This window comes from Streptomyces sp. NPDC085932 (assembly GCF_044540525.1).
Classification (GTDB): Bacteria; Actinomycetota; Actinomycetes; order Streptomycetales; family Streptomycetaceae; genus Streptomyces; species Streptomyces levis.
Genome location: NZ_JBITSJ010000001.1, coordinates 1,813,321 through 1,838,018, shown reverse-complemented (window position 1 = coordinate 1,838,018; position 24,698 = coordinate 1,813,321). Strand labels below are relative to the sequence as shown.

Genomic DNA, 24,698 nt, shown 5'->3' with positions numbered 1-24,698 from the left:
CCCTCTGACATGGGAGGGAAGCCGTGACGACGACACAGCGGAACGCCGGGCAGGAAGACGAGAACACCGCGCTCGGTGCGCAGCGCGAGGACCGGGGTGCCAGAACCGACGCCGGGGAGGACGAGAGTCCGCAGGAACGCGTCAACCGACGCTGGAACGAGATACTCCAGGAGACCAGGGTCACGCAGACGGGCGTGCAGATCCTCTTCGGCTTCCTGCTGAGCGTGGCCTTCACCCCGCTCTTCCGGGAGCTGGAGACACTGGACCGCGCCATCTACGTCACCACGGTGGTGCTCGGGGCGGCGGCCACCGGCACGCTGATAGCCCCCGTCTCCATCCACCGCTTCCTGTCCGGTCAGCGCATGAAGGACGAAGTCGTGGAGACCGCCGGACGTCTGATGATGTGCGGCATGGTCCTCCTCGCCCTGACCATCGGCTGCACGCTGCTACTGATCCTGCGCTTCGTCGTGCCCGGAGTCTTCGCCGAGATCCTCGCGGGCGGGGTCATGGTGTGGTTCGGCCTCTGCTGGTACGTCCTGCCGCTGTACCTGCGCCGCCGCGGCGAGCAGCGCTCCCGCACGAAGAGCGCGTGAGCCACAGGTTCATCTCGCCACGGCCCCGAGCGACTCCCTTTCAGACACCGAGCACAGGAGCCACGGCCGCGAGGAGGTCCCGGGGGTGGCGGTAGTGCACTCCGGTCATCCCGAGGGCGGCTGCGGCCCGGACGTTCTCCGGACTGTCGTCCACGAAGAGGCACCGCTCCCCGGGCACTCCCGCTCGCCCGGCCGCGATGTCATAGATCACGCGGTCGGGCTTGACGACCCCCACCCGCGCACTGCTCACCACATGGTCCGCGAGATCCGCCAGCCCCAGCGCCGGCAGATCGTCCTCCAGCTCCGCCGTCGCGTTGGTCACCAGGACGAGCGGCATGCGTTCCCCGATCCGGCGCAGCACAGACACGACCGCCTGGTCCGCCCAGGAGGGCGCCGCGGCGAACGCGACGGCCAGCTCCCGGGCCTGGGCAGGCGACACCACCTGCCGGAGTCCTCGCGCGACGGCCTCCACCCACTCCTCCTTGCCGATGCGGCCCAGAAGCAGCGGCTGATCGACCTCCGGAGCGTAGGCCACCTCCGCGGTCGTCCCCTCGGGCAGTCCGGCCGCACGCTCCAGCGCCGCCACGCGGCTCATGTCGTAGAACCGGATCACGTTGTCGAGGTCGCACAGCACCGCGTCGAACGGCCTGCCCGCCGGGCCGGAGATCACCATCGCCCCTGGATAGCACAGTGCGGACGGGACACTCCACGCGCTCGCAGCACACCTCTGACATGATCCGTGCCGAAGCTCTGACGTGATCCGTGCCGGAGCCGCGAACCTTGGCTGGTGCTGCGTGGTGCGACGAGTGCGTGTGCGGAACAGACGGTCTCTCTTCGGCTTGCCCACAGGCGTTGTCCTGCTGGCGACGCCGGGAGGCTGGCGTCACAGTGTTCTCGCCGAGGACGGCGGAGCGCTGTGCGGACGCCTCACCGGCGTGCCGGCCGGCGGTGACCCCGCCGACGCGCGGGCCGCCGTGAGCGTCATGGTGGTCGGGCTCGCTCACGACTGTCACGGGGCTGCTGTCGATGTGACCTGGGATCCGCCCCGGGAGCCGGGGATGTGGACGGCTCGGGTCACCGTTGCCGCTGTTCGGCCGGACCCCTGAGGCGCCGCTTCCCGAGGACGGAGGGGCGTGGGTGGGCTCACGCGCCGGGTGTCTGGCCGCGGCGCGGCGTCTGCGGGGACTTCGCCGCCTCCGCCTCCGCCTTGGCGTCGTTCACCGCGGCAGCGGCCTGTTTCCCGGCCTCGTCGGCCGCCGCGGCCGCGTCGAGCGAAGGCGTCCAGCCCGCGTCCAGCTCCGGAGTCCGGCCCTCGGCCGGTCCGTGGCCGGCACCGGCCGCCCCCGCTTCCTCGGACTGCGCGGCGGTCCGCGCATCCGCCGCCGGCTGGTCGCCGAACGCACGGGTGACCGTGCGCACCGCCTCGGTCAGCTCTCCCGGGATCACCCAGAACGTGTTGTTGTCGCTGCTCGCCAGGTGCGGCAGCGTCTCCAGGTACTTGTAGGCCAGGATCTTCGGGTCGGCGTTGTTGCGGTGGACGGCCTGGAAGACGAGCTCCACCGCCTTCGCCTCACCGTCCGCCCGCAGGATCATGGCCTGCTGCGCCCCCTGCGCCTCCAGGATGTCCTTCTGCTTCGTGCCCTCCGCGGTGAGGATCTTGGCCTGCCGCTCCCCCTCGGCGTGCAGGATGGCCGCGCGCTTGTCACGCTCGGCCCGCATCTGCTTCTCCATCGCCTCCTTGATCGTGTGCGGTGGATCGATGGCCTTGATCTCCACGCGGTTGACGCGGATGCCCCACTTGCCGGTGGCGTCGTCGAGGACCGCGCGCAGCCGGGAGTTGATCTCCTCGCGCGAGGTGAGCGTCTCCTCCAGGTCCATGCTGCCGATGACGTTGCGCAGCGTCGTCACGGTGAGCTGGTCGATGGCCTGCAGATAGTCGGCGACCTCGTACGCCGCCGCCCGCGGGTCCGTGATCTGGTAGTAGAGCACCGTGTCGATGTTCACCACGAGGTTGTCCTCGGTGATCACCGGCCGGGGGTCGGAGGAATAGACCTGCTCGCGCACGTCGAGTTTGGTGTTGATGCGGTCCGCGACCGGCACGACGAGGTTCAGCCCCGGTTGCAGGGTCCGGCGGTACCGGCCGAACCGCTCGATGTTGTAGCGGCGCGCCTGCGGCACGATCCGGACCGTGGAGGCCACCAGGAAGACGACGACCAAGGCCGCCACCAGGGCGAGGACGACAACCGGATCCACAGCGCCTCCGTAGCTTCGTGTTCGGCCGATCAGGGCAGAAGGGCACGCGGGTAGACGAGGGCCGTGGCGCCTTCGATCTCCATGACGTCCACCCACGCGCCCACCGGGATCACCAGACTCTCGTCGAGGGCACGGGCGGACCATTCCTCACCGGAGAGCTTGATCAGTCCACGGGTCGCCGTGACCTCTTGCACGACCTCGGCCCGCCGGCCGATCAGGGCGTCGCTGCCCTCGCGTACGAGGGGCTGCTGATTCATGTGCCGCAACGCGACGGGACGGATGACCACCAGGCCCACCGCCGCCGCCGCTCCGAGCGCCACGAGCTGGCCGAGCAGCCCGATGCCCACACCGGCCACCACGGCGGCGACCAGCGCGGCACCCGCCAGCAACCCGAGAACCAGGGTCAGGGTGAAGAACTCCGCGGCACCCAGTGCCGCGGCGGCGAGCAGCCATACGAACCACGGCATCGCATCGCCCTCCTTCAGGGGCCCTCCTCTCCAAGCTACCGCTCGGACACGCCGGGCAGAACAGGCGCGGCACCGCGGCTGTGCGCCGCGGTGGCGGGGCCGGGACGGCACGGCCTCGCGGGGCCGGCCGCCGTGGGCGGCCCGGCCCCGCGAGGTCCGGCTCACACGCGGTCGGCGGCGATCAGGACGTACTGGAAGGAACCGTCGCGGTAGGACTCGATGAACGCCTTCTCGATGCCCGTGACCAGCGAGGACGTGGCCCGCAGCTCCCAGTAGGGCAGCGTGTCGGGCGTGAGGTCGACGATGGTCTGCGGCACGAGACGGTTGTCGGCCATGGCGCGCAGGTACTCGCGGCGCGAGTGGATGTTGCACTCGAAGTGGGCGTTGATCTGGGACACCCATTTCGACGGCTGGCCGTAGCGGGGGTTCCAGCAGCCGGTGATCGTCACGTACCGGCCGCCCACCTTCAGGAACCGGGAGTGCTCGGCGAACAGGTCGTGCAGGTCGACGTACATGGTCGACTCGTTGTTCCACGAGGCGGTGACGCTGCCCTTGTCGAAGGGCGTGTCGAGCATGTTGCACACGCGGGAGCGGACGTGGTCGTCGATGCGCAGTTCCCGCGCGCGCCGGTTGCCGAAGTCGGCCTGGGTGGCGGACAGGGTGACACCCTCGACCTTGCAGCCGAAGCGGCGGTGGGCCATCACCATGGATCCCCCGCGCCCGCAGCCGGCGTCGACGAGGGTGTCGTCGGGCTGGACGGCGCCGAGGTGGTCGAGGAGGAACTCCGCCTGCGCGGACTCCAGCCGGTGCAGTTCCGCGATGAGCTTCTTCTCGTACTCGCTGTGGGCCGGGTCGCCCAGTGCGGCGTGGTCCACGGCACCGATGCCGTAGTGGTGGTGGTAGAGCCCGTCCACGTCACCCAGGCGCAGGTTGACCGGCCGTGCCTCGTTGTTCCAGTACCGGGCGATGTCCCTCTGGTACGGCGTCGCCGGGGCCGGGATCTTCGCGGTGGCGGTGGAGGTCGTTTCAGTGGTCACAGAGGGATCCGTTCCTTACCAGAAGTCGGGCAGGCTGTAGCGGTAGGTGTTCGTGCGGTGCCAGTCGTGGTTGCCGTCGACCCAGGCGGCCACGCCCCTGAGGAAGCGCAGCACGGTCGGCACGGGGCAGGCCTTGGCGAGGTCGGCCGCGGCGGCCTCGAAGGCGTGCATGAGTTCGTTGTGGACCTCGACGGCCTTCAGGTAGGCGTCGCGGGGCGAGAGCTTCTCGCGTTCCGCGATGACCACCGGCAGGTTCAGGTGCCGGCCCGGGCTGTTGAGCTCCTTGGTGTACGAGTAGAGGTCGTTGACGATGGTGGTGGCGTTGCCGGCGAGGGCGATGACCCGCTGCATGTCGGGGCGGGCGTGCAGGTCGGCGGGGAGTTCGTAGCCGCCGACGGTGTCGGTGATCGTGGGGCAGGGGCGGAAGTTGTTGAACTGGCGCATCGCCAGGTACTCCCACACCTCGGGCAGGTGATCCGTCTCCGCCCAGGCCGCTTCCGCGAGGTAGCCCATGTGCAGCCGGGCCATGTCGTGCCGGTAGCGATCCGCCTGGGAGGGCGTGGCCGCGCCGGCGAAGTAGTCCATCGCGCTGCGGTAGGCCCGGCGCGGGGCGTCCGAGGCGAGCGACTCCTGCCACGCCGGGGCGTACTCCGCGGTGGTGTGGAGGTGGTCGAGTGCGGTGTGCGCGAGGAGGATCCGCCCGCCGAGGCCCACGGGTGAGCCGCCGTGGTCCTCGCAGTAGCAGTCGTCCAGGGCGTTCTCCGCGACCATCAGCCGGGTGGCCAGCATCAGATGGTCGACCGTCGGGGCGTCGGGGTGGCAGCCGACCATGTAGCGCCCGACGGAGAACCCGTCGAACTGCCCTTCCCACTCCTCGGGGTAGAGCTGGACCTCGTCCTCCGCCCAGCGTTTGATCCGGCGGCTCACCTCCTCCACGCGTACGGGGTCGGGCTCCGGGACGGGGTGGTGGTACAGACCGGGGACGGCCCGGCCCTCCCCGGGCGGCGCGGCTGCCGGGAGCACGGGATCCGGCACCGGGGGTGCGTCCCTCGGGACCAGGGAGAGGGAACTCGTGCCCGGGCCGGTCGGTCCGCGCAGGATCCGCTGGAGGGCGGTGTCCGACTCCGATGCCTCGGGCGTGCGCGGGGGGACGTCTGCCGGCGGCGGTGACGGGACGGGGATCCCGACGGGCGGATGCAGCGCCGCCAGGAAGTCGGAAGCGGAGGTGCCGGAGGAGGCGGGCGGGGCGGAGGCGGAGGTCGGCGTCGGTGGCTGTGGGCCGTGGGTCGGCCGGAGGGGCCCGGGGTCGGGCATCGGCGGCTCCTTGGTACGGTGAGGTGGGCGCCCTTGGTGACCTCAGGTCGGTCCGGGGCGTCAGTGCGGCCTGGGGGCGATCTGCACGTTCTCCATGACTCCCAGGGCGTCGGGCAGGAGTACCGCCGCGGAGTAGTAGGTGCTGACGAGGTAGGAGATGATCGCCTGCTCGTTGATACCGGTGAACCGCACGGACAGGCCCGGCTCGTACTCGTCCGGCAGTCCGGTCTGCCGCAGGCCGATGACGCCCTGGTTCTCCTCCCCCGTGCGCATCGCGATGATGGAGCTGGTCTGCTCCTTGCTGATCGGAATCTTGTTGCAGGGCAGGATGGGCACCCCGCGCCAGGCGGGGACCGACTGCCCGCCGAGGTCGACGTGGTCGGGGTAGAGACCGCAGGCGTTGAAACCGCGTCCGATGGCGGCGATGGTCCTCGGGTGGGCCAGGAACAGCTTGGTGCCGCGCCGGCGGCAGAGCAGGTCGTCCATGTCGTCCGGGGTGGGCGGACCGGAGCGGGGCTGGATGCGCTGCTTGAAGTCGGCGTTGTGCAGCAGCCCGAACTCGCGGTTGTTGACCAGCTCGTACTCCTGGCGCTCCCGCAAGGCCTCGACGGTCAGCCTGAGTTGCTCCTCCGTCTGGTTCATCGGGCCGTTGTAGAGGTCCGCGACCCTGGTGTGGATCCGCAGGACGGTCTGTGCGACGGAGAGTTCGTACTCGCGTGGCGCCGGTTCGTAGTCGACGAAGGTACCGGGCAGGTCGACCTCGCCGGCATGGCCGGCCGACAGGGCGATCTCCGCCTCGCCGTGCTTGTTCTGCCGCTGCCGGCTGCGGGAGGCGAACCCGTCGGTGTGGCTCCGCAGCTGCGGTGCGGTGGCCTGGACGGCGGCGAAGTCGGCGCGGGAGAGCGTGAGCAGGGTGCCGGCGGTCTGCGCGGTGTACGTGCAGTCGTGGCGGGCGTCGGAGTCCAGCAGGGCGGCGCTGGTGCCGAAGTGCTCACCGTCGGCGAGCACGGCGATGACCGTCTCGGCGCCGTACGGGCCCTCGGAGGTCTGGCTGACCCGGCCGTGGGCGATCAGGTGGATCCGGTCGGCGGGGCTGCCGCGCTCGACGAGGACGTCACCCGCCGCGAAGTCGCGCTGTACGCAGCGATCCGCCAGGGCGGCGAGGACGTCGGTGTCCTCGAACCCGCGCAGCAGGGCCAGTTCGCCGAGCTCCCGGGGGATCACCCGGACCGTGGCGCCCTCCTGCACGAACTCGACGCGCCCGTCGCCGACGGTGTGGCGCAGCCGCCGGTTCACCCGGTAGGCGCCTCCCTTGGTCTCGACCCAGGGCAGCATCCGCAGCAGCCACCGGGAGGTGATCTCCTGCATCTGCGGGACGGACTTGGTGGTGGTGGCGAGGTTGCGGGCGGCGGCGGTACTCAGGGACTGCTGTTGCGTGTCGGTGGTGATCCGAGTTTCCGGACTGCTGTCGACGGTCATCGAAAGGAGCTTCTCCTTGCACGACGGGGCGTCCGGCACACACGGGTGCGCGACCGGGAGACAGGGAGGAGTGGGCGACGAGCGGGCGGGAGCGGAAGATTCCGTCCACCAGCAGCAAGCTAGCCGCTGAAGGGCCCGCATCCACCAGGGAGACGAGGTGCTTACCTCGAAACAGTGACAATCCGTCGCAGCCGGTTTAGCGGATCGTGAGGCCAGATCGCCCTGCCGTCGCCGGCAGCCACCGGGAGGGCCCGGAATCCCGCCGTCGATGCTTGACGGGGGGAGTGGAGCGGCGGCGGCCTGCCTTGCCGCTCCACTCCCCCGCCGTCAGACCGTCGTGACGAAGCGCTCCCACACGCGGTGCGTGGCCATGAGCTCCCGCAGGCGTTCCAGCACGGAGGTCCCGTTCTGCCCGACCACGACGCCGGGCGCGTCGGTGGGAATCCCCAGTGCCTCCAGCGCCGCTTCGCCGCCCGCCCAGGTCCCGATCGCCTTGCCGTGGCGGAACGCCTCGGTCAGCAGCAGGTTCACCCTCGGGTCGACGGCGCCCGGGCGACCGGAGGGCAGCGCCTTGGCGTCGCGGGAACCGTGGGCGTCGCCGCCCGCCGCGGGTGCCCCGGCCACGAGCAGGGCGTCGAACTCGACGGACCGCGCGGTCACGAACGTCCGCTGCACGGTCAGCGCGTCGTCACCCGCCCCCAGGGTGCCGCCCGTGGGGGCGACGACCAGGGGCACCATGCCCGCACCGAGCACCGCTTCGCGTACGGCGCGTACGCCGTCCAGGTCGCCGTCCGGGCCGGTGACGATGCCGATGAGACGGCCGTCGGTGGGCCAGGCCCGCCCGACCTGGGACAGTGCGGGGCTGGGTGCGACGTCGGCCGGCGGCACGGTCGGCTCGGGGGCCGGCAGGCCGAGGCCCTGGGCGACGCCGGCGCACAACTCGGCGTCGATGTTGGCCAGTACCCGCAGCGCCCGCTCCTTGACGGCCTGCTCGTAGCACTTGCCGAGTTCGAAGGTGTAGGCGCCGACGATGTGCTCCCGCTCCACCGCGCTCATGCTCAGCCAGAACCGGCGGGGCTGGCTGAAGTGGTCGGAGAACGACTCGGGGGCCTCCCGGACCTTCGTCGCCTCCGGCACCCGCACCGGCGTCTCGATGTACGCCCCGTTGTCGGCTCCCGCCAGGAACGGGCAGCCGCCGTCGAGCGAGTTGGGCCGGTACGGGGCGACGCCGCGGTGCACCGCGTCCTGGTGGAAGCCGTCGCGCTGCATGTCGTTGACCGGCGCGTGCGGCCGGTTGACGGGGATCTGCGCGAAGTTGGGGCCGCCCAGCCGGGTGATCTGGGTGTCCAGGTAGGAGAACAGCCGGCCGGCGAGCAGCGGGTCGTCCGTGATGTCGATGCCGGGTACGAGGTGACCGACGTGGAAGGCGACCTGCTCGGTCTCGGCGAAGTAGTTCGACGGGTTGCGGTCGAGGGTCAGCAGCCCGATCGGCTGCACGGGCGCGAGCTCCTCCGGAACGAGGTTGGTCGCGTCGAGCAGGTCGATGCCCTCGAAGGTCTGGTCGGGGGTGTCCGGGAACGTCTGGATGCCCAGCTCCCACTCCGGGTACGCGCCCGCCTCGATGGCGTCGGCGAGGTCGCGGCGGTGGAAGTCGGGGTCGACGCCGCCGGCGAGCTGTGCCTCTTCCCACACCAGGGAGTGCACCCCGAGCTTCGGCTTCCAGTGGAACTTCACCAGCGTCGTGGAGCCGTCGGCCGCCACCAGGCGGAACGTGTGGACGCCGAAGCCCTCCATCATCCGGTAGGAGCGCGGGATGCCCCGGTCGGACATGTTCCACAGGGTGTGGTGGGTGGCCTCGGTGTGCAGGGTGACGAAGTCCCAGAAGGTGTCGTGTGCGCTCTGCGCCTGCGGGATCTCACGGTCCGGGTGCGGCTTGCCGGCGTGGATGATGTCCGGGAACTTGATGGCGTCCTGGACGAAGAAGACCGGCATGTTGTTGCCGACCAGGTCGAAGACGCCCTCCTCGGTGTAGAACTTCGTCGCGAACCCGCGGGTGTCCCGCACGGTGTCGGCCGAACCCCGGGAGCCCAGCACCGTCGAGAAGCGCACGAACACCGGGGTCTCCGCGCCCGGTGCCAGGAAGGCCGCCTTCGTGACGCCGGCCGCGGTGCCGTAGCTCTTGAAGACCCCGTGCGCGGCCGCGCCGCGGGCGTGCACGACCCGCTCCGGGATGCGCTCGTGGTCGAAGTGCATGACCTTCTCGCGCAGGTGGTGGTCCTGCAGCAGCACCGGTCCGCGCGGGCCCGCCTTGAGCGAGTGGTCGGTGTCGTACCGCCGAGTGCCCTGTGCGTCCGTCAGGTAGGCGCCGGACTGGGCCATGCGGGCCTGGGCGGCGCCGGTCGCCTGCCCGGTGGGCGACATCGTGTCGGGACCGCTCTGGTCCGGCTTCGGCGGCAGCGGCTCACGCGGCTCCACCGGTTCCGCGACACCCGGGGACTCCGGGGCCGGCTTGCCGGGGATGCCCTCCTCAGGGCCGCCGCCGCTGCCCTGAATGGCCTCGGTGACCTTGTCCGCCGCCCGCTTGATGGGGTTGGGCTGGCTCATCGCTATCGTTCCTCTGCTTCCGGCCGGCCGCGCCCGGCGCGGCCATGTGGGGGGCTGCGTGATCCGGCGCCGGGTACCCGGTTGCTGCGGAGGAATCCCTGGTCGAACGGGTGGAAGCCGTGCAGCCGACGGACGCGGCGCACGGGGGGGTGCAGCGGCTAGGCGGCTGGGCCGGTGTCCTGGGTCAGGGCCGTGCGCAGCCAGCTGTCCGCGGAGCCCGGGGTCGGTAGCGGGCGGCTGCCCGGTGGGGTCAGGACGACCGACGTGAGCTGCCAGTACCGGTCCAGGCGGGGGTCGGCCGCGAGGCGGGTGACCAGCAGGCGGCGGAAGTCGTGGGTGTCGCGGCAGCGGTAGGCGCCGGCGTAGGCCGCGACGTAGGTGTCCAGGGCCTCCCCCGGGCGTGGCTCGCGCCCTCTGCGCAGCTCCGGCGCCGCCCGTTCGTACGCCTCGGCCAGCCCTTGGTACAGCGTGGCGGCGCCGCGGGCGCCTGCGACGCGGTGCACCTCCGGCTGCGGCTGGCGGCCGCCGGGGCAGGGAGCGGTCGTCATCGCGTGCAGCCGGGCGAAGGCGAGCGCCTGCGTCGGGTGCGGTTCGTCGGGTGGCTGGGGGACGGCCACCTCCAGGAAGGCCGCGACGGCCCGGGACGGCATCCGCGGGGGCAGCCAGCCGCGCCAGAACCTGGCCAGTGGCGCGGTGCTCGGCGGGGTGTCCAGCGCGCCGAGCAGCTTCAGCCGGGCGGCGCGCTCGGCCGGCGGGCAGTCCCGCACCAGTTCCAGGGCCGCTTCCCGCCAGCGCAGCGTTCTGCGCTGGTCGCCCAGTTCGCGCAGGCGGGTGTCGACGGCACTCTCCAGCACGCACCCGGCGACATCGTCGTCGTCCTCCAGGACGCGGCGTATCGCGGGCAGGGGGAGGTCGAGGCCGCGCATCGAGCGGATCAGCCGCAGTCGTTCGAGTGCCTCGGGCCCGTAGCGGCGGTGTCCGCCGCTGCTGCGGGCGGCCTCGGGGAGCAGCCCCTGGTCGGAGTAGTGGCGGACGGTCTTCACCGTGGCTCCGGCCCGCTCGGCGAGTTCCCCGATGCTCCAGAACGGCTCGTCGGACATGGACAGTTGAACCTCCCTCAGGGGGAGTTCCTACGGTACCGGCGCGCGGACCGGACCTGAGGGGCGGTCCGCGGACCATGGCGTGGGCGACCGGCGCGGCGTCATGTGACCTACCCGGGAAGGGGATTGTCGTGCGGGTGTTCATCATGGTGGCGGGTGTGTTCACCGGTGCCCACGTCTGGCAGGAGACGGCCGAGCGGTTGGTCGCGGCGGGCGGCGAGGCGCACGCGGTCCCGCTGACGGGCGTCGACCCGGCCCGGCCCGCCGCGCCGGACGGTGCGAGCCTGGAGACGCACATCGATGATGTCATCGCGGCGATCGACGCGGTCGACGTGACGGGCGGACGGGAGATCGTGCTCGTCGGTCACGACTACGGCATCCATCCCGTGCTGGGCGCCGCCGACCGGCGGGCGGAGCGCATCGCGCGCGTCGTGTACCTGGACTGCGGGATGCCGCAGAACGGCGTCCCGGCGCTGGCCTGCGTACCGGACCAGACGCTGCGCGCGCAGCTGGCCGAGCGTGCCCTCAGGGGCGAGCGCGGGGGTGTGCTGGCGCCGCCCGCACGCGACGCGGAGTGGGAACGCTGGGGCAGTACGGCCGGTCTGGGCGAGGCCGGGATGAAGCGGTTGACCTCCTCGGCGACGCCTCAGCCGCTGGACACCCTGCTGCAACCGCTGCGGCTGAGCGGGACGGTGGCCGCGGTGCCCGTCACCGGCGTGCTGTGCACCGAGAGCGGCGCCGGCATCGACTCGGTGCAGAGGCTGGTCGACTTCGGCGATCCCGCGCTGGCCGTCCTGACCGGGCCGCAGGTCACCTTCTTCGAACTCCCCACCGGTCACTGGCCGATGCTGTCCTGCCCCGCAGCGCTCGCGGACGTCCTGCTGCGGGCCGCGGCCGGTGAGGGGCACCGTCTGCGAGCGGCCGGCGACGACGCGCCGGTGCCCGCTCACCTGCGCCCGTTCCCGTGGGACCTGCCCGAGCCGCCACGGGACCGGCAGGGCCCCGTCGACCTGTATGTCCCCGAGGGCGAGGGGCCGCGACCGGCCGTGGTCTTCGTCCACGGCGGACCCGTGCCCGCCGGGGCACGGCCGCGCCCCCGCGAGTGGCCCACCCTGGTCGGCTACGCCCGCCTGGCCGCCACCGAGGGACTGGTCGGCGCGACCCTCGAACACCGCCTCCATGACATCGCCGACTACGAGCGCGCTGCCGCGGACATCGCCGCCGGCGTCGAACGGGTGCGGGCCGACCCCCGGGTGGACGGCGACCGGATCGCCTTGTGGTTCTTCTCCGGCGGCGGCCTGCTCGCCACCGACTGGCTGGCCGAACCCCCCGCCTGGCTGCGCTGCCTTGCCGCCGCCTATCCGGTCCTCGCCCCGCTCCCCGCCTGGGGGATGGCGGGCAGCCGCTTCCACCCCGTACGGGCGGTCGCGCAGGCGGGAGACCTGCCCGTCGTGCTCCTCCGGGCCGGGCTGGAGACACCCGAGATCGCCGCGACCGTCGAGGCGTTCGTGACGGCGGCCGGCTCCGGCGCGGCCCGACTGGAGCTGATCGACGTCCCCCACGGCCATCACGGGTTCGAGACGGTCGACCCACCGGAGGAGACGCGCCCGGCCATGCGGCGCGCGATGCGCACGGTGGTCACCCACCTGACCGGGTGACGCCTCGGCCCCTGGATCGGTTGCCGGCCGCCAGGACTCAAGGGGAGGCCGACACGCCCTGGCGGGCACCCCGGCCGCCGGTCCCGGGAGGAGACCCGGTCGCCAGGGCGTGGAGGAGACCCCGGCCGTCCCGTCAGGTAGAAGTGAGCCGCATGTATCCCTTCACGGCCCGGCCGTTCCGCACCAGCAGGCTGGACCTCCTGCCGCTGCGCCCCGGACACGCCGACGAGATGGCCGTCGTGCTGTCCGATCCCGCCCTGCACACCTTCATCGGCGGCACCCCCGACACCCCGCAGGACCTGCGCGCACGGTACACGCGCATGACCGCGGGCTCCCCCGATCCGGCCGTGTCCTGGCTCAACTGGGTCATCCGGCTGCGCGAGGAGTCCTGCCTCACGGGCACGGTCCAGGCGACGGTCACCCCCTCCGGCCACGGCCACACCGCCGAGATCGCCTGGGTGGTCGGGACCGGCTGGCAGGGCAGGGGCATCGCCACCGAAGCGGCCCGGGGGCTCGTCGCCTGGCTCGAAGAGCAGCGGGTGCGTCACCTCATCGCCCACATCCACCCCGACCACCGGGCGTCCGCCGCCGTCGCCGGAGCCGCGGGGCTCACCCCCACCGACCACGAGCAGGACGGCGAGATCCGATGGCAGCGCATCGTCCGGCGGTGACGGGCCACCCCGCCCTTCCGGGCGAACCGCCGCCTCTCCCGGTCGTCGCCCTAGGACCAGGGCAGGACCAGCGCGCCCCAGGCGACGACGGGGCCCACGGCGACGAGTCCGCCGGTGTAGCCGATGACCTGGCGGTAGAAGCGGCGGGTGTCCACCCCACGGGCGTTGCTGAGGACCAGCGCTCCGTTGGTCGAGAAGGGAGAGGTGTCGACGATCGTCGTGGAGACGGCGAGCGCGGCGATCAGCCCGGCGGCGCTGAGGTGGCTGGAGAGCAGCAGCGGTACCGGGCCCGGCCGGACCCCGCGATCCCGACCCGGGGCGACCCGGCTCACCCGTTGCTCCCCGGACGCGTGAAAGACTCCGGGCGCGCACAGTGAGGAGGTCGATCGGGATGGCAGCGTACGAGCTCCGGCCGCATCAGCGAGAAGCGGTGGACGCGGTGCGGCGGGCCCTCGAACTGCCCGCGGGATCGACCGTGCCGGAGCGGGGCCTGCGCACGCAGGTGGTCATGGCGACCGGGACCGGCAAGACCCTCGTCGCCGTGCGCAGCGCGCAGGAGCTCCGGGCGGGTCGGGTGCTGGTGCTCGTGCCCTCCCTGGACCTGCTGGCCCAGAGCGCGGACGCGTGGCGTGCGGGCGGCCGGACGGGCCCCGTGATCGGGGTGTCGTCCCTGCGCGGTGAGGAGGCGTCCTTTCCCAGCACCACGGCCGTGGACGAGCTGGTCGCCTGGGTCCGTCCGCTGGACAAGGTCACGGTGTTCGCCACCTACGCCTCCCTGGGCCTGGGCACGCTGGAGCGCGCGCACGCCGCAGGCCTTCCCGGGTGGGACCTGATCGTGGTCGACGAGGCGCACCGGACCTCCGGCCGGATCGGCAAGCCGTGGGCGGTCGTGCACGACAACACCCGCATCCCCGCCCTGCGCCGCCTCTACATGACCGCCACGCCGCGGCTCTGGCAGCTCGACGAGGAGTCCGGCCAGGGTGCGCCCGGCGAGCTGGTGGCCGGCATGGAGGACGACCCCGGCTCCCCCTTCGGCAGCCGCTGCCACACCCTCACGCTGTCGGAGGCCATCGACCGCGGGATCTGCGCCCCCTACCAGGTGGTGTGCCTGGACATCACCGACACCCGGTTGCAGGCCGCTCAGCTGCTGGGCGCGGACGCGCGCTCCGAGCAGGTGCGCGGAGCGCGGCTCGCCGCCCTGCAGACCGCGCTGGTCAAGGCGTCGGCCGAGGAGGGCTTCAGCAGGACGCTGGCCTTCCACCATGTGGTGAAGGAAGCCGAGGCCTTCGCGGCAGGTCTCGCCGACGTCGCCGCGCGGTTGCATGCCGCCCACCCGGATCTGTACCCCGGGACGGTGTGGGCCGAGTGGCTGTGCGGGGACCACAAGCCGCTGCACCGGCGGCGCGTGCTCGCCGAGTTCGCCGAGGGCGTCGCCCGGGACGGCACCGTGATGGAGAAGGCCTGCCTGGGGTCCGTGAAGGTCCTGGGCGAGGGGGTCGACACCCGGCACTGCGACTCGGTCTACTTCGCGGACGTCCGCGGCTCGATGCCCGATCTCGTCCAGGCCGTGGGCCGGGCCCTGCGCATGCGGCCCGGCGAGGGCAAGGTCGCCTCGCTGGTCGTACCCGTCCTGCTGGGGCCCGGGGAGACACCGGACACCATGCTGACCTCGCGGGCGTTCGGGGGCCTGGCCAAGCTGCTGGAGGCACTCAGGGCGCACGACGCCCGAGTCGTGGAGCAACTGGCCGAGCAGCAGGCCCGCAGCGCCGTCCGGGGCGTACGGACTCGCTCCGGGGTTGGGGAGGACGAGGGAGCGGGAGAGGGAGACGGGGACATCGGCCGCCGACTGTCGCCGCCGGCCCGGGAACTGCTGAAGTTCAGCACGCCCCGCGACCCGGCCGCCCTGGCCGCGTTCATCGAGCTGCGGGTCCTCAACCCCGAGCACCGGCACTGGCGGCGCGGCATCGAAGCCGCCGTCCTGTACCAACGGATCCACGGCGATCTGCAGGTCCCGTTCACGTACCGCGTCCCCGAACGCGGCCGCTCCGGGGCGGAGGCCGAGGGGTGGCCGGCCTCGCTCGCCGGCTTCCCGCTCGGGCAGTGGATCGCCGACGCCCGCCGCTTCCACGCCCGCGGCGCCCTGGACGCCGACCGCGTCAGGCAGTTGGAGCAGCTGGGCATGGTGTGGTCGCACTTCGACGTCGCCTGGGAGGAAGGGCTGGCCGCCGCGCGGGGGTGGGCCGAGGAGAACGGGCACCTGCTGGCACCGCTGGACGCCACCCACCGGGGCTACAGGGTCGGCATCTGGCTCAAGAACCAACGGGCCGCCGCACGCCGGGCGCGGGCGAACGAACAGCGCCGGGCCGAGGGGCTGCCCCCGGTGTCGGCGGTCGGCTCGCTGCCGGAGGAACGCCGCGAGCAGCTGGAGGACATCGACCCCTCGTGGTGCCCGGCCTGGCCGGTCGCGTGGCAACGCGCGTTCCATCTGGTCAGACAGCACGTCGAGGCCGGCGGCGAGCTGCCGACGGAGCCGGGCACCGTCATGCCCCAGGGCGAGGACCTGGGCCGGTGGGTCCGCTCGGTCCGGCTCGGCTGGGACAGGCTCACGGCCGTGCAGCAGTGGATGTGCGAACACATCCTCGGCATCCACCCCGCGTCGGAGACCGAGAAACCCCGGCCGCGCACCACGCAGGCCGGCAAGTGGGCACTCAACTACGCCGCCGCCCGGCAGTTCTACGAGCGCGAGGGGCATCTGCGGGTGCCGAGGAAGCACGTCGAGACCATCGTCGTCGGTGACGGCGACGGAAACGGCACCGGTGAGCAGCGTGCGCTCAAGCTGGGGGCCTGGATCGGCAATCAACGCAGCCGGGCCGCCACCCTGTCACCGGAGCGCGTGGAGCAGCTCTCCCGCATCGGCATGCGCTGGAGCGGCTGAACTCCCCGAAGGACCCCCTGACCAGGGCGGCGATGTCAGTCGGCTCACGTATCGTTCCCGCCACCGCACAACGACAGGGAGACCAGAAGAAGTGACCGGCTCGTCCGCTTTCCCCTTGCCCTTTCAGGCGTCCCGCTCCATAGCGTTCGCGACACCCCGAACGCTGCGGGAGCTCCAAATGATGCAGTGCAGCGCGCACATCCGGGCCAAGCCGGGGTGGTTCGACAAGATGAACGACCCCGGCATCGTTGCGAGGTGGACACGAGAAGCGGTCGCCCAGGGCCTCACCGAGGCTCAGATCCGTTACGTGCTCGCGGAACTCGCGCACTACGCCGCGCTGCGGGACGAGCGCAGCGGCATGGAGGTGTCCGCCGTCGACGGCGTGTGGCAGTCGGACACGCTGATCGACGACACGCTCGGATCCCGGCTGCGCGAGGCGGTCCGGGTTCTGGAGCAGGTCCCCGAAGGCGAGCGGGACTGGCACCCGGGATCGGACGGCCAGGTCCTGGATCTCGTCCATCCCTCCCTGTTCTGCCTGGTGCGAGGGGTGAGCGGTGCCCCCGAGCGGGCCTGGCGGAACCCGGCGAACAGCTACGCGAAGTACGAGTTCTCCGAGAAGTTCCAGTGGCTGCCCACGGATGTCGACGTCCACGACGACGGCGAGGTCGCCTTCCGCTCGTACGTGAACAACGTGCACCCCGACGCCCATCGCGACCTGGCCGCCGTCCTGCCGGACGTGTTCGCGCGCATGCTCCCGCTGTGGGAGAACGTCCTCACCGATCTCCGCCATCCCCGGCCCCTGCGGATCGTGGCCGACCCCTGGGGGTGGTACGACGATTCGAAGCCGGTGTACCCGCAGCGGTCCGCCTTCGGCGACCCGACGGCCTATCAGGAAGCCTATGAGGCATGGCAGTCCGCAATGGACGTCTGGTGGGAGAACCGGCTCCCGGTCGTCCCGGACGCGCCCGGCTTCACCGCGCCCGAGCCGCGCGACGCCTCCGCCCGGATCAGCCTGCGCGGCCGCCGTCTGCAGGTCATCGTCAAGCTCGCCACCATTCACCTCACGCCCAACAAGCCCGAGTACTCCGGCGGTTCCTGGCATGTCGAGGGGATGCTGAACGAGCGGATCGTCTCGACCGGCATCTACTACTGGGACAGCGAGAACATCACCGAGAGCAGCCTGAGCTTCCGGGCGGCGCTGGACGACCCGGACTACGAACAGAACGACGACGACGGTCTGCGCGAGGTCTACGGGCTGGAGGACGAGGACGCGCTGAACCAGGTGCTGGGAACGGCCGAGACCCCGGCGGGCCGCTGCCTGGCGTTCCCGAACATCCTGCAACACCGGGTCGGCCCGTTCCGCCTCGCGGACCCCACCCGCCCGGGGCACCGCAAGATCCTCGCGTTCTTCCTGGTCGACCCGTCGGAAAGGATCGTCTCGACCTCCGACGTACCACCGCAGCAACCGTGGGCCGAGACCTCGACCATGACGCTGGAGCAGGCCAAGGAGTACCGCGAAGAGCTCATGCGGGAGCGCAAGTTCTTCGTCGACGAACACAACGAACAGCTCTACGAACGAGAGTTCTCCCTCTGCGAGCACTGAGCCCGCCCCTCACCCGCGGCGGACTGCCCGCCGGGCGGCCTTGACCTGGAGCGCGCTCCAGAACCGAGCATGGAGGGCATGAACACCAGCGACCCTCGAATCGTTCTCGGAACCATGGACTTCGGCACCCGTGTCGAGCCCGACCGTGCCTTCGCGATCCTCGACTCCTTCGTCGACTCCGGAGGAGTCTGGCTCGACACGGCCAACTGCTATTCCTTCTGGAGTGACCCCGCGGGGGTCGGCGGTGCGAGCGAGCGCCTCATCGGCGCGTGGCTGCGGTCCCGCCCGGGCGTGCGCGACAGCGTGCGGATCGCGACCAAGGTCCGCCACAACCCGCTCGTGCCGCACTCCTGGCCGGACAGTGCCGAGGGCCTGTCCGCCCGCGCGATCCACGCCGGGGTGGCGGACAGTCTGGACAGGCTCGGCGTCGATCACGTGGATCTGCTCTGGGCCCACGCCGAGGACCGTTCCGTGCCGTTGGAGGAGACGGTCGGTGCCTTCGGCGCACTGGTCACCAAGGGAACGGCCCTGCGGGTGGGGGCAGCCAACCATGCCGCCTGGCGGGTCGAGCGCGCCCGGTCGCTCGCGCGGGAGCAGGGTGTGGAGCCGTGGACGGCCCTGCAGGTGCGCCACTCGCTGGTGCAGCCGCGCCCGTCCACGCCCGTCGCCGAAGCCGGCCACCGGATGCTCACCGCCGAGGATCTCGATCTGGCACGGTCGGAGGGACTGTCCGTGTGGGCCTACAGCTCACTGCTGTGGGGTTCGTACGTACGCGCGGACAGGCCGCTGCCGGAGACCTACGATCATCCCGGAACGGCCCGGGTGCTCGCGGTGCTGCGGGAGGTCGCCGCGGAGCTGTCGGCCACTGCGAACCAGGTCGTCCTCGCCTGGCTGATGCGGCAGGGCATCGACCCCATCGTCGGCGCCAGCCGGGTGGAGCACATCGAGGAGGCACTCGCCGCGCACCGTGTGCGGCTCGGCGACGAGCATCTCGCGCGCTTCGCGCGAGCACGGTAGCGACGGTCACGAAGGAGCTGTATGACCACCCTCACCCCGGCGGCCACCGCCGACCGCACCGGCGTCTCCCTCGACACGCTGCGCTACTACGAGCGCGAGGGGCTCATCGGACCGATCCGGCGCACTGCCGGCGGACGCAGGCAGTACACCGAGGACGACGTCTTCTGGATCGGCCTGGTCACCTGCTTCCGCGAGGCGGGTCTGGGCATCGCGGACCTGCGCGGCTTCGTCGCCATGCTGCGCGCCGAGCACTCCTCCCGGGACCGGGTCGCCTTCCTGCGCGAGCGACGGGCCGCGCTGGAGGAGAAGGCGGAGTCGCTGCGCCGGGCCATGAAGGTCCTCGACGAGAAGATCGACCACTACAGCAGGGCATGACACCGACACGGCGAGGGGCCCGGCCGATGCCGGGCCCCTGACGTGCGAGACGGCGGGAACCCGCCCTCTCCGGTCGCGCGCTGGGCGTGGGTCAGCCGCGCACGATGTTCTCGGCCTGGGGGCCCTTCTGGCCCTGGGTGACGTCGAACGTGACCGGCTCTCCCTCGACCAGCTCCCGGTACCCGTTGCCGGAGATGTTGGAGTAGTGAGCGAAGACGTCCGGTCCACCGCCGTCCTGGGCGATGAAGCCGAAGCCCTTTTCGGAGTTGAACCACTTCACGGTGCCGCTGGCCATGCTGCTTGTCCTTCGATATCGCCGAGGGGTCCCGGCTGGTCTGTGGGGAGGGTCGACCGTCACCGGACGACACCCGCTGATCGTTCTACCCTCATGGCCGCCGATTATCCGACTGCCACTCCTTGTTTTCGATCTTTCACACGGAAACGGTGCCGGAGTCGTCCGGAGTGCTCCGAACGGCCCAACGGCACAGGGCCGCGATGTCGTCGGCGTACGCCGGGAACTCCGCCCGGGCGGCGGCGACCTCGCGGGCCGTCCTGCGCGCAGCGGTCGTGGGCCGGTCACGGTCGGCGGGACCGTGGCGGTCCGCCTCGTCCGGGTCTGAGTCCGGCGTGGTCAGCCGGGCGTGCCCTCCGCGTCACCCGCCGGGGGGCCGGCCGTCCCGGCGGCCAGCGCGTCGTCGACCGTCGCGTGGACCGGAAGCAGCTGCGCGATGCCGGTCATGGCCACCATGCGTTCCAGCCGTTCCGGGACGGCGGCGAGGTGCAGGGAACCACCGCACCTCTCGGCCGCGTGCAGGAGCCTGATGAAGGTGCTCAGACCGGTCGAGTCGATGTACTGCGTCGCCGACAGGTCCAGCACCAGGTGCCGTGCCCCCTGGGCCAGCAGCGCCGAGACGTACGCGCGCAACGCGACGGACGTATGAAGGTCCACGTCTCCGGAGACATCGACGACGGCGGTGCGGTCGTCGATGTGCCGGACGGTCATGTCGAGCGCGTCGGACACGGTGGTCATCACTCCTGGCGAGGGCTGGGATGCATCGATGCGGGCGGCGGGCGGCGCCGGTCGTGGACTACTGCGCACCGTCGTCGCCGAGGCTGTGCACGGTGGCCAGGTCCGCGAGACCGGACACGGCGAGGACCGGCTCCAGCAGGGGCGTGACGATCAGCTCCAGCCGTTCGGCGCGGGCGAAGAGCACGCTCAGACCGGCGCTGTCCAGGTACTCGACCGCGGTCAGGTCGACGACGACGTGGCCCGCGCCGGTGTCGAGGGCCTCCGCCAGGGCCGAGGCGTTGCTCATGTCGATCTCGCCACTGACCGACAGCCGCGGTGTGCCGTCCGCACGCCGACCGGTGGTGAGAGTGAGCGGAGTGGTCATCGGGCGATCCTCATCTGCATGTCGACGGTGGTGCCGACGGGGCCGGGGGTGATGGTCACGTGCTCCATGGTGGCCCGCATGAGTGCCACGCCTCTCCCCCGGTTGGCATGGGGCTCGGGCTTCGGTACCTTCCACCGGCCGGAGTCGGTCACCGTCAGGCGCACCGTGTCGGCGAACACCTCGGCGCTCAGCCGCACGTCCTCCCCCGGTGCGTGCCGGTGCCCGTGCTCGATCGCGTTGGCGCACGCCTCACCCGCCGCGACGAGAACGTTCTGCACCTCGATCCGGTTCAGATCGCACTGGGCGAGCCAGGCCCGCAGCGCGTTGCGGACGGGCGCCAGCTGGGAGGCCTCGGCGGGGAAGGTGAGGCCGAGCGGCGCCGGGTGGCGGTAGAGCAGCAGCGCCACGTCGTCGTCGTAACCGCCGGCCGGCGCGAGCCGGGTCATCACCTGCGTGGCGAGCTCGTCGACGGGCAGGTCACGGCCTTCCTGGAGAGCCCTGCCCGCTTCCTCGATCCCGGTGCCGAGCGAGCGCCGCCGGCGCTCCACGAGACCGTCGGTGTACAGCAGCAGCGTGGACCGCGCGGGCAGGGTGCACCGGGCTTCCGGACGCCGGTTGCCCGGGCGGACGGCCAGCGGCAGGGAGCGCCCCTCGTCCAGCAGCCGGACGGTGCCGTCGGCGTGCGCGAGGATGCCCGGCGGGTGCCCGGCGGTGGAGTAGGTCAGCTCTCCCGCCCCGGGGTCGAAGACACCGCAGAACACGGTCGTGCACAGCGCGCCGGGAACGCTCGCGGCGAACTGGTCCAGTGCCATCAGCGTCCGGGCCGGGCTGGGGTCCTGCAGCATCAACGCCCGGCAGGCGCTGCGCAGTTGGCCCATGACACTGGCCGCCTCCAGGCCTCGCCCGACGCAGTCGCCGACGACGATGCCGATCCGCCCGTCCGGCAGGGCGACGGTGTCGTACCAGTCGCCGCCCACTTCCAGTGGGGGTGTGGCGGGCTCGTACCGGACGGCGAAACCGTTCGGGAGGCGTGCCGGGCCCAGGATGGCGCGTTGCAGCGCGATGGCGGTCTCGCGCTGCTGGTCGATCTGGTGCGCTCGCACGAGCCCCTGTGCGAGGCGCCCGGCCAGCAGGGAGAGCAGGACCTGGTCCTCGGCGGTGAACGGCCGGTGTTCACCGAGGTCGATCCAGACGGTCAGCGGTCCGTCGGGGTGTTCCAGCAGGACGCCCGCACCGCTGCCCTCGGTGATCGGGGTGAGCGGCGGCCGGTGGCGCAGTCCGCTGAGGAAGTCCCGGCGCTCCGGGGGGAGTTCGTCCCAGCTGGTGTCCGGGTCCGTGGCCGTCAGGGCCGGCACGTCTCCGGGGTGGAAGACGACGGCCAGCACGGCGCGCGCCCGCCACAGGGACTTCAGCTCCGCCAGGGCGCTGGTGAGCGCCTCGGGCAGACTGGAGGCCTGGGACAGCACGGTGTTCAGCGCCGCGAGCGCCGTCGTGCGCTGCACGGCGTAGTGCTCGGCGGTGACGTCGCGGAAGGTTCCGACGGTGACCCGGCGCCCGGTGTCCGGGTCCTGCGCCTTGTTCCAGGTGACGGCCGCCCACAGCCGCCGCCCGTCCCGGTGGGTGACGGGAACGGTGGCGGAGCCCTGGTCGCGTTCGAGCAGGGCGGCGAAGGCCGTACCGACCCGGCGGTGCCCCTCGGGATCGACGACGGCGTCCGGCCACCAGGGATGGACCGGCTTGTAGGGCAGCTCCTCGGGGCCGTAGCCGAGGATGCGGGTGAAGGCGGTGTTGATCTCCACGACGGATCCCGCCTCGTCGCAGACGAAGAACGCCTCCTGCAGCGAGTCGATCAGCGCGGTGCGCCAGCGCAGGTGATGGCCCCGCAGCCGGGCCAGCTCCATGTTGGCCCGTACCCGGGCCAGCAGTTCCGCGGCGACGAAGGGCTTGACCAGGTAGTCGTCCGCGCCCGCCTGGAGGCCCTCGATCGACGACTCCTGCCCGGCCCGCGCCGACAGCAGCAGCACGGGCACCGCGGCCGTGCGCGCGTCCGCGCGCAGCCGCGCCACGAGCCCCAGCCCGTCCAGCCGGGGCATCATGACATCGCTGACGACGAGATCGGGCAGGTCACGACGGACGGCTTGCAGGGCTTCGACGCCGTCGGCGACGGCGCTGACCTCGTAGCCACCTCCGGCGAGGGTGCGGGAGAGGTACTCCCGCATGTCCGCGTTGTCGTCGGCCACCAGCACCCGGCCCCTGACGGAAGGGCCCGGCAGCACAGTGGGGTTCACGTCGTGCGGCGGCCGGGCGGCGTCGGCCGCGGCGGCGTCGGTGGCCGGCAGCCAGCGCAGCGCCTCCTGGACGTACGGGTCGGCGGTGGCCGAGACGGTGGCGCTGCTCGCTTCGGGTGCCACGGAGCCTGGAGGCAGATGGGCCGTCCCGAACGGGATCCGGATGGTGAAGGCGGTGCCTTCGCCCGGGCGGCTCCGCGCGGTGATCGAGCCGCCGTGCAGGCCGACCAGTTCCCGCACCAGGGCGAGTCCGATGCCGCTGCCCTCGTTCGAGCGGGAGCGGGCGTTCTCGATGCGGTGGAAGCGCTCGAACAGCCGGGGCATCTCCGCCTCCGGCACCCCGACGCCCGTGTCGGAGACGATCACGACGGCATGGGTGTCCGACCGGCGCACGCGGACCCTTATCGAACCGTCGAAGGTGAACTTCAGGGCGTTGCTCAGCAGGTTGAGCACCACCTTCTCCCACATGCCGCGGTCGACGTACACCGGCTCGTCCAGGGGCGGGCAGTCCACGTCGAAGGCGAGCCCGGCCCGTTCCACGGCCGAGCGGAAGACGCTGGCGAGTTCCGCGGTCGCCCCGGCCAGGTCGACCGGCTCGTGGCGGGCCTGCATGCGTCCGGCCTCGATGCGGGAGAAGTCCAGCAGTGTGTTGACCAGCTTGCCCAGCCGCAGTCCGTTGCGGTGCACGACGTCCAGGTCCTGCCGGACGGACTCGTCGGCGTCGGCGAACCGGCCGCGCAGTTCCTCGACGGGTCCCATGATCAGCGTCAGCGGCGTGCGGAACTCGTGGCTGATGTTGGAGAAGAAGGTGGTCTTGGCCCGGTCCAGCTCGGCGAGCTCCTCGGCCCGTCGCTGCTGGGCCTCGTAACTCCGGGCGCTGCCGATGCCGGAGGCGATGTATCCGGCCGCCAGCTCGATGAAGCCCCGGTAGCCGTCGTCGAGCAGACGGTAGCGGTTCAGGGCCGCCACGCAGAAGCCATAGGGGGCGCTGCCCTGCTGTACCAGCGGGACCACCAGCGCCTGCTGCGGAGGCTTCGGCCAGTCCCCGGCGGGCAGGTCGGCGAAGGCACCGCCGGTCAGGGGCACCAGAACCGTCTCTCCCCCGGCCGGCGCGGCGGCCGGCCAGACCGCGTCCGGATCGTCTGCCGTGAGGACGGCGGGTGCCGCCGGGTGACCGGCGGGAATGCCCGTGGCGGCGGACAACCGGGCGGTGCCCTCGTCGAAGAGATAGGTCAGGGTGAAGGGCAGGTCCTTGCGGTTGCGGTCCAGCTGCCGGCCGGTGAAGGCGAGCACCTCCTGCTCGGTGCGGATCACGCTCGGATCCGAGCCCAGGTCCCGCAGCGTGGCCATCCGCCGCTCCCCGATCACCCGGTCGGTGTCCTCGCTGACGACGCACAGCATGCCCACCACGGCTCCGGAGTCGTCGCGCAGCGGGCTGTAGGAGAACGTGTGGTACGTCTCCTCTCTGTAGCCGGAACGCTCCAGGAAGAGCAGCAGGCCCTCGTCCCAGGTGGCCTCACCGGTGCGGAGCACGGTCTCGATGCGCGGGCCGATGTCGTCCCAGATCTCCGCCCAGACCTCGTTCGCGGGCCGCCCGAGCGCCCACGGGTACTTGCGGCCGAGGGTGTCGCGCCGGTAGGCGGCGTTGCAGAAGAAGGTGAGCTGCTCGCCCCAGGCCATCCACATGGGGAAGCGCGAGGAGAGCAGGATGCTGACGGCCGTCTGCAGGCTCTGCGGCCACTCCCCCGGCGGGCCGAGGGGTGTGGCCGCCCAGTCCACCCGGGCCAGATCGCCGCCCACCTCGCGGTCGGCGGCGAACACGTCACCGCCGGCCGACGCGGGCCGCAGACCCTGTTCGGCCACGTTCGACTCCTCCACGCGCTACCCGCCCCTCCGTACGGCCACCCCTG

At 72.0% G+C, this 24,698-nt stretch carries 20 protein-coding genes; 7 read left to right on the top strand and 13 right to left on the bottom strand.

Translation table 11 applies throughout. The features are described 5' to 3' along the window. The first annotated feature begins 23 nt into the window (after positions 1-23). A complete protein-coding gene (locus ACIGAQ_RS07885; RefSeq protein ID WP_311687878.1) occupies positions 24-593 on the top strand; it encodes a DUF6328 family protein in 570 nt (189 codons plus the stop codon). A gap of 40 nt (positions 594-633) precedes the next feature. On the opposite strand, the gene ACIGAQ_RS07880 is transcribed toward ACIGAQ_RS07885, so the two are convergent. The 8 genes from ACIGAQ_RS07880 to ACIGAQ_RS07845 form a co-directional block, all read right to left on the bottom strand. After that, positions 634-1,266 carry an HAD family hydrolase gene (locus tag ACIGAQ_RS07880; protein WP_399780000.1) on the bottom strand — a complete coding sequence of 211 codons (633 nt, stop codon included), beginning with the start codon at positions 1,264-1,266 and terminating at the stop codon, positions 634-636. Positions 1,267-1,736: 470 nt separating this feature from the next. Then, positions 1,737-2,846 carry an SPFH domain-containing protein gene (locus tag ACIGAQ_RS07875; protein ID WP_362285592.1) on the bottom strand — a complete coding sequence of 370 codons (1,110 nt, stop codon included), beginning with the start codon at positions 2,844-2,846 and terminating at the stop codon, positions 1,737-1,739. Between the two features lie 29 nt (positions 2,847-2,875). Beyond that, entirely contained in the window at positions 2,876-3,313 is a 438-nt protein-coding gene (locus ACIGAQ_RS07870) for an NfeD family protein (protein WP_311687880.1), read from the bottom strand. A 161-nt stretch (positions 3,314-3,474) separates the two neighbouring features. After that, positions 3,475-4,350, bottom strand: a complete 876-nt coding sequence (locus ACIGAQ_RS07865; RefSeq protein WP_399779995.1) for a geranyl diphosphate 2-C-methyltransferase — start codon at positions 4,348-4,350, stop codon at positions 3,475-3,477. A gap of 15 nt (positions 4,351-4,365) precedes the next feature. Next, positions 4,366-5,664 (bottom strand): family 2 encapsulin nanocompartment cargo protein terpene cyclase, encoded by a 1,299-nt coding sequence (locus ACIGAQ_RS07860; protein WP_399779993.1) that lies wholly within the window; start codon positions 5,662-5,664, stop codon positions 4,366-4,368. Positions 5,665-5,724: 60 nt separating this feature from the next. After that, the gene (locus tag ACIGAQ_RS07855; protein WP_399779990.1) at positions 5,725-7,143 is read right to left on the bottom strand and encodes a family 2B encapsulin nanocompartment shell protein; all 1,419 of its coding nucleotides are present in this window, start codon (positions 7,141-7,143) and stop codon (positions 5,725-5,727) included. 327 nt (positions 7,144-7,470) lie between these two features. Next, the gene (locus tag ACIGAQ_RS07850) at positions 7,471-9,747 is read right to left on the bottom strand and encodes a catalase (RefSeq protein ID WP_399779987.1); all 2,277 of its coding nucleotides are present in this window, start codon (positions 9,745-9,747) and stop codon (positions 7,471-7,473) included. Positions 9,748-9,905: 158 nt separating this feature from the next. After that, positions 9,906-10,847 carry a MerR family transcriptional regulator gene (locus tag ACIGAQ_RS07845; protein ID WP_399779983.1) on the bottom strand — a complete coding sequence of 314 codons (942 nt, stop codon included), beginning with the start codon at positions 10,845-10,847 and terminating at the stop codon, positions 9,906-9,908. 131 nt (positions 10,848-10,978) lie between these two features. Between ACIGAQ_RS07845 and ACIGAQ_RS07840 the strand changes: the two genes are divergently transcribed. Together ACIGAQ_RS07840 and ACIGAQ_RS07835 are read left to right on the top strand one after the other, a co-directional pair. Further along, positions 10,979-12,505, top strand: coding sequence for an alpha/beta fold hydrolase (locus ACIGAQ_RS07840; protein ID WP_399779980.1), 1,527 nt, complete (start codon positions 10,979-10,981; stop codon positions 12,503-12,505). A gap of 152 nt (positions 12,506-12,657) precedes the next feature. Next, the gene (locus ACIGAQ_RS07835; protein ID WP_399779977.1) at positions 12,658-13,176 is read left to right on the top strand and encodes a GNAT family N-acetyltransferase; all 519 of its coding nucleotides are present in this window, start codon (positions 12,658-12,660) and stop codon (positions 13,174-13,176) included. A gap of 50 nt (positions 13,177-13,226) precedes the next feature. On the opposite strand, the gene ACIGAQ_RS07830 is transcribed toward ACIGAQ_RS07835, so the two are convergent. Then, the gene (locus ACIGAQ_RS07830; RefSeq protein ID WP_399779974.1) at positions 13,227-13,508 is read right to left on the bottom strand and encodes a hypothetical protein; all 282 of its coding nucleotides are present in this window, start codon (positions 13,506-13,508) and stop codon (positions 13,227-13,229) included. A gap of 59 nt (positions 13,509-13,567) precedes the next feature. Here ACIGAQ_RS07830 and ACIGAQ_RS07825 point away from each other — a divergent pair, with 59 nt between their 5' ends. The 4 genes from ACIGAQ_RS07825 (at position 13,568) to ACIGAQ_RS07810 (ending at position 19,106) form a co-directional block, all read left to right on the top strand. Beyond that, the gene (locus ACIGAQ_RS07825) at positions 13,568-16,111 is read left to right on the top strand and encodes a Helicase associated domain protein (protein ID WP_399779972.1); all 2,544 of its coding nucleotides are present in this window, start codon (positions 13,568-13,570) and stop codon (positions 16,109-16,111) included. Between the two features lie 91 nt (positions 16,112-16,202). Continuing rightward, positions 16,203-17,714 (top strand): DUF4246 domain-containing protein, encoded by a 1,512-nt coding sequence (locus ACIGAQ_RS07820; RefSeq protein WP_399779969.1) that lies wholly within the window; start codon positions 16,203-16,205, stop codon positions 17,712-17,714. 78 nt (positions 17,715-17,792) lie between these two features. Beyond that, entirely contained in the window at positions 17,793-18,731 is a 939-nt protein-coding gene (locus ACIGAQ_RS07815) for an aldo/keto reductase (RefSeq protein ID WP_399779966.1), read from the top strand. A gap of 21 nt (positions 18,732-18,752) precedes the next feature. Further along, entirely contained in the window at positions 18,753-19,106 is a 354-nt protein-coding gene (locus ACIGAQ_RS07810) for a MerR family transcriptional regulator (RefSeq protein WP_399779963.1), read from the top strand. A gap of 91 nt (positions 19,107-19,197) precedes the next feature. Here the strand turns inward: ACIGAQ_RS07810 and ACIGAQ_RS07805 are convergent, their stop codons facing one another. The 4 genes from ACIGAQ_RS07805 to ACIGAQ_RS07790 all read right to left on the bottom strand — a co-directional run bounded on the left by ACIGAQ_RS07805 (position 19,198) and on the right by ACIGAQ_RS07790 (position 24,666). Continuing rightward, positions 19,198-19,401 carry a cold-shock protein gene (locus tag ACIGAQ_RS07805; protein WP_009192932.1) on the bottom strand — a complete coding sequence of 68 codons (204 nt, stop codon included), beginning with the start codon at positions 19,399-19,401 and terminating at the stop codon, positions 19,198-19,200. Between the two features lie 336 nt (positions 19,402-19,737). Continuing rightward, positions 19,738-20,136: an STAS domain-containing protein gene (locus ACIGAQ_RS07800; protein ID WP_362286020.1), complete on the bottom strand. Its 399-nt coding sequence runs from the start codon at positions 20,134-20,136 to the stop codon at positions 19,738-19,740. Between the two features lie 58 nt (positions 20,137-20,194). After that, positions 20,195-20,500, bottom strand: a complete 306-nt coding sequence (locus ACIGAQ_RS07795; protein ID WP_311687896.1) for an STAS domain-containing protein — start codon at positions 20,498-20,500, stop codon at positions 20,195-20,197. Then, positions 20,497-24,666, bottom strand: a complete 4,170-nt coding sequence (locus ACIGAQ_RS07790) for a SpoIIE family protein phosphatase (protein ID WP_399779958.1) — start codon at positions 24,664-24,666, stop codon at positions 20,497-20,499. The genes ACIGAQ_RS07795 and ACIGAQ_RS07790 overlap by 4 nt, the downstream gene beginning before the upstream one ends. Positions 24,667-24,698 lie beyond the last annotated feature (32 nt).

Coding starts and splice junctions, on each gene's coding strand:
- ACIGAQ_RS07880 (WP_399780000.1), bottom strand. CDS start 1,266: ATGGTGATCTCCGGCCCGGCGGGCAGGCCGTTCGACGCGGTGCTGTGC.
- ACIGAQ_RS07870 (WP_311687880.1), bottom strand. CDS start 3,313: ATGCCGTGGTTCGTATGGCTGCTCGCCGCCGCGGCACTGGGTGCCGCG.
- ACIGAQ_RS07860 (WP_399779993.1), bottom strand. CDS start 5,664: ATGCCCGACCCCGGGCCCCTCCGGCCGACCCACGGCCCACAGCCACCG.
- ACIGAQ_RS07855 (WP_399779990.1), bottom strand. CDS start 7,143: ATGACCGTCGACAGCAGTCCGGAAACTCGGATCACCACCGACACGCAA.
- ACIGAQ_RS07850 (WP_399779987.1), bottom strand. CDS start 9,747: ATGAGCCAGCCCAACCCCATCAAGCGGGCGGCGGACAAGGTCACCGAG.
- ACIGAQ_RS07845 (WP_399779983.1), bottom strand. CDS start 10,847: ATGTCCGACGAGCCGTTCTGGAGCATCGGGGAACTCGCCGAGCGGGCC.
- ACIGAQ_RS07835 (WP_399779977.1), top strand. CDS start 12,658: ATGTATCCCTTCACGGCCCGGCCGTTCCGCACCAGCAGGCTGGACCTC.
- ACIGAQ_RS07825 (WP_399779972.1), top strand. CDS start 13,568: ATGGCAGCGTACGAGCTCCGGCCGCATCAGCGAGAAGCGGTGGACGCG.
- ACIGAQ_RS07815 (WP_399779966.1), top strand. CDS start 17,793: ATGAACACCAGCGACCCTCGAATCGTTCTCGGAACCATGGACTTCGGC.
- ACIGAQ_RS07810 (WP_399779963.1), top strand. CDS start 18,753: ATGACCACCCTCACCCCGGCGGCCACCGCCGACCGCACCGGCGTCTCC.
- ACIGAQ_RS07805 (WP_009192932.1), bottom strand. CDS start 19,401: ATGGCCAGCGGCACCGTGAAGTGGTTCAACTCCGAAAAGGGCTTCGGC.
- ACIGAQ_RS07800 (WP_362286020.1), bottom strand. CDS start 20,136: ATGACCACCGTGTCCGACGCGCTCGACATGACCGTCCGGCACATCGAC.
- ACIGAQ_RS07795 (WP_311687896.1), bottom strand. CDS start 20,500: ATGACCACTCCGCTCACTCTCACCACCGGTCGGCGTGCGGACGGCACA.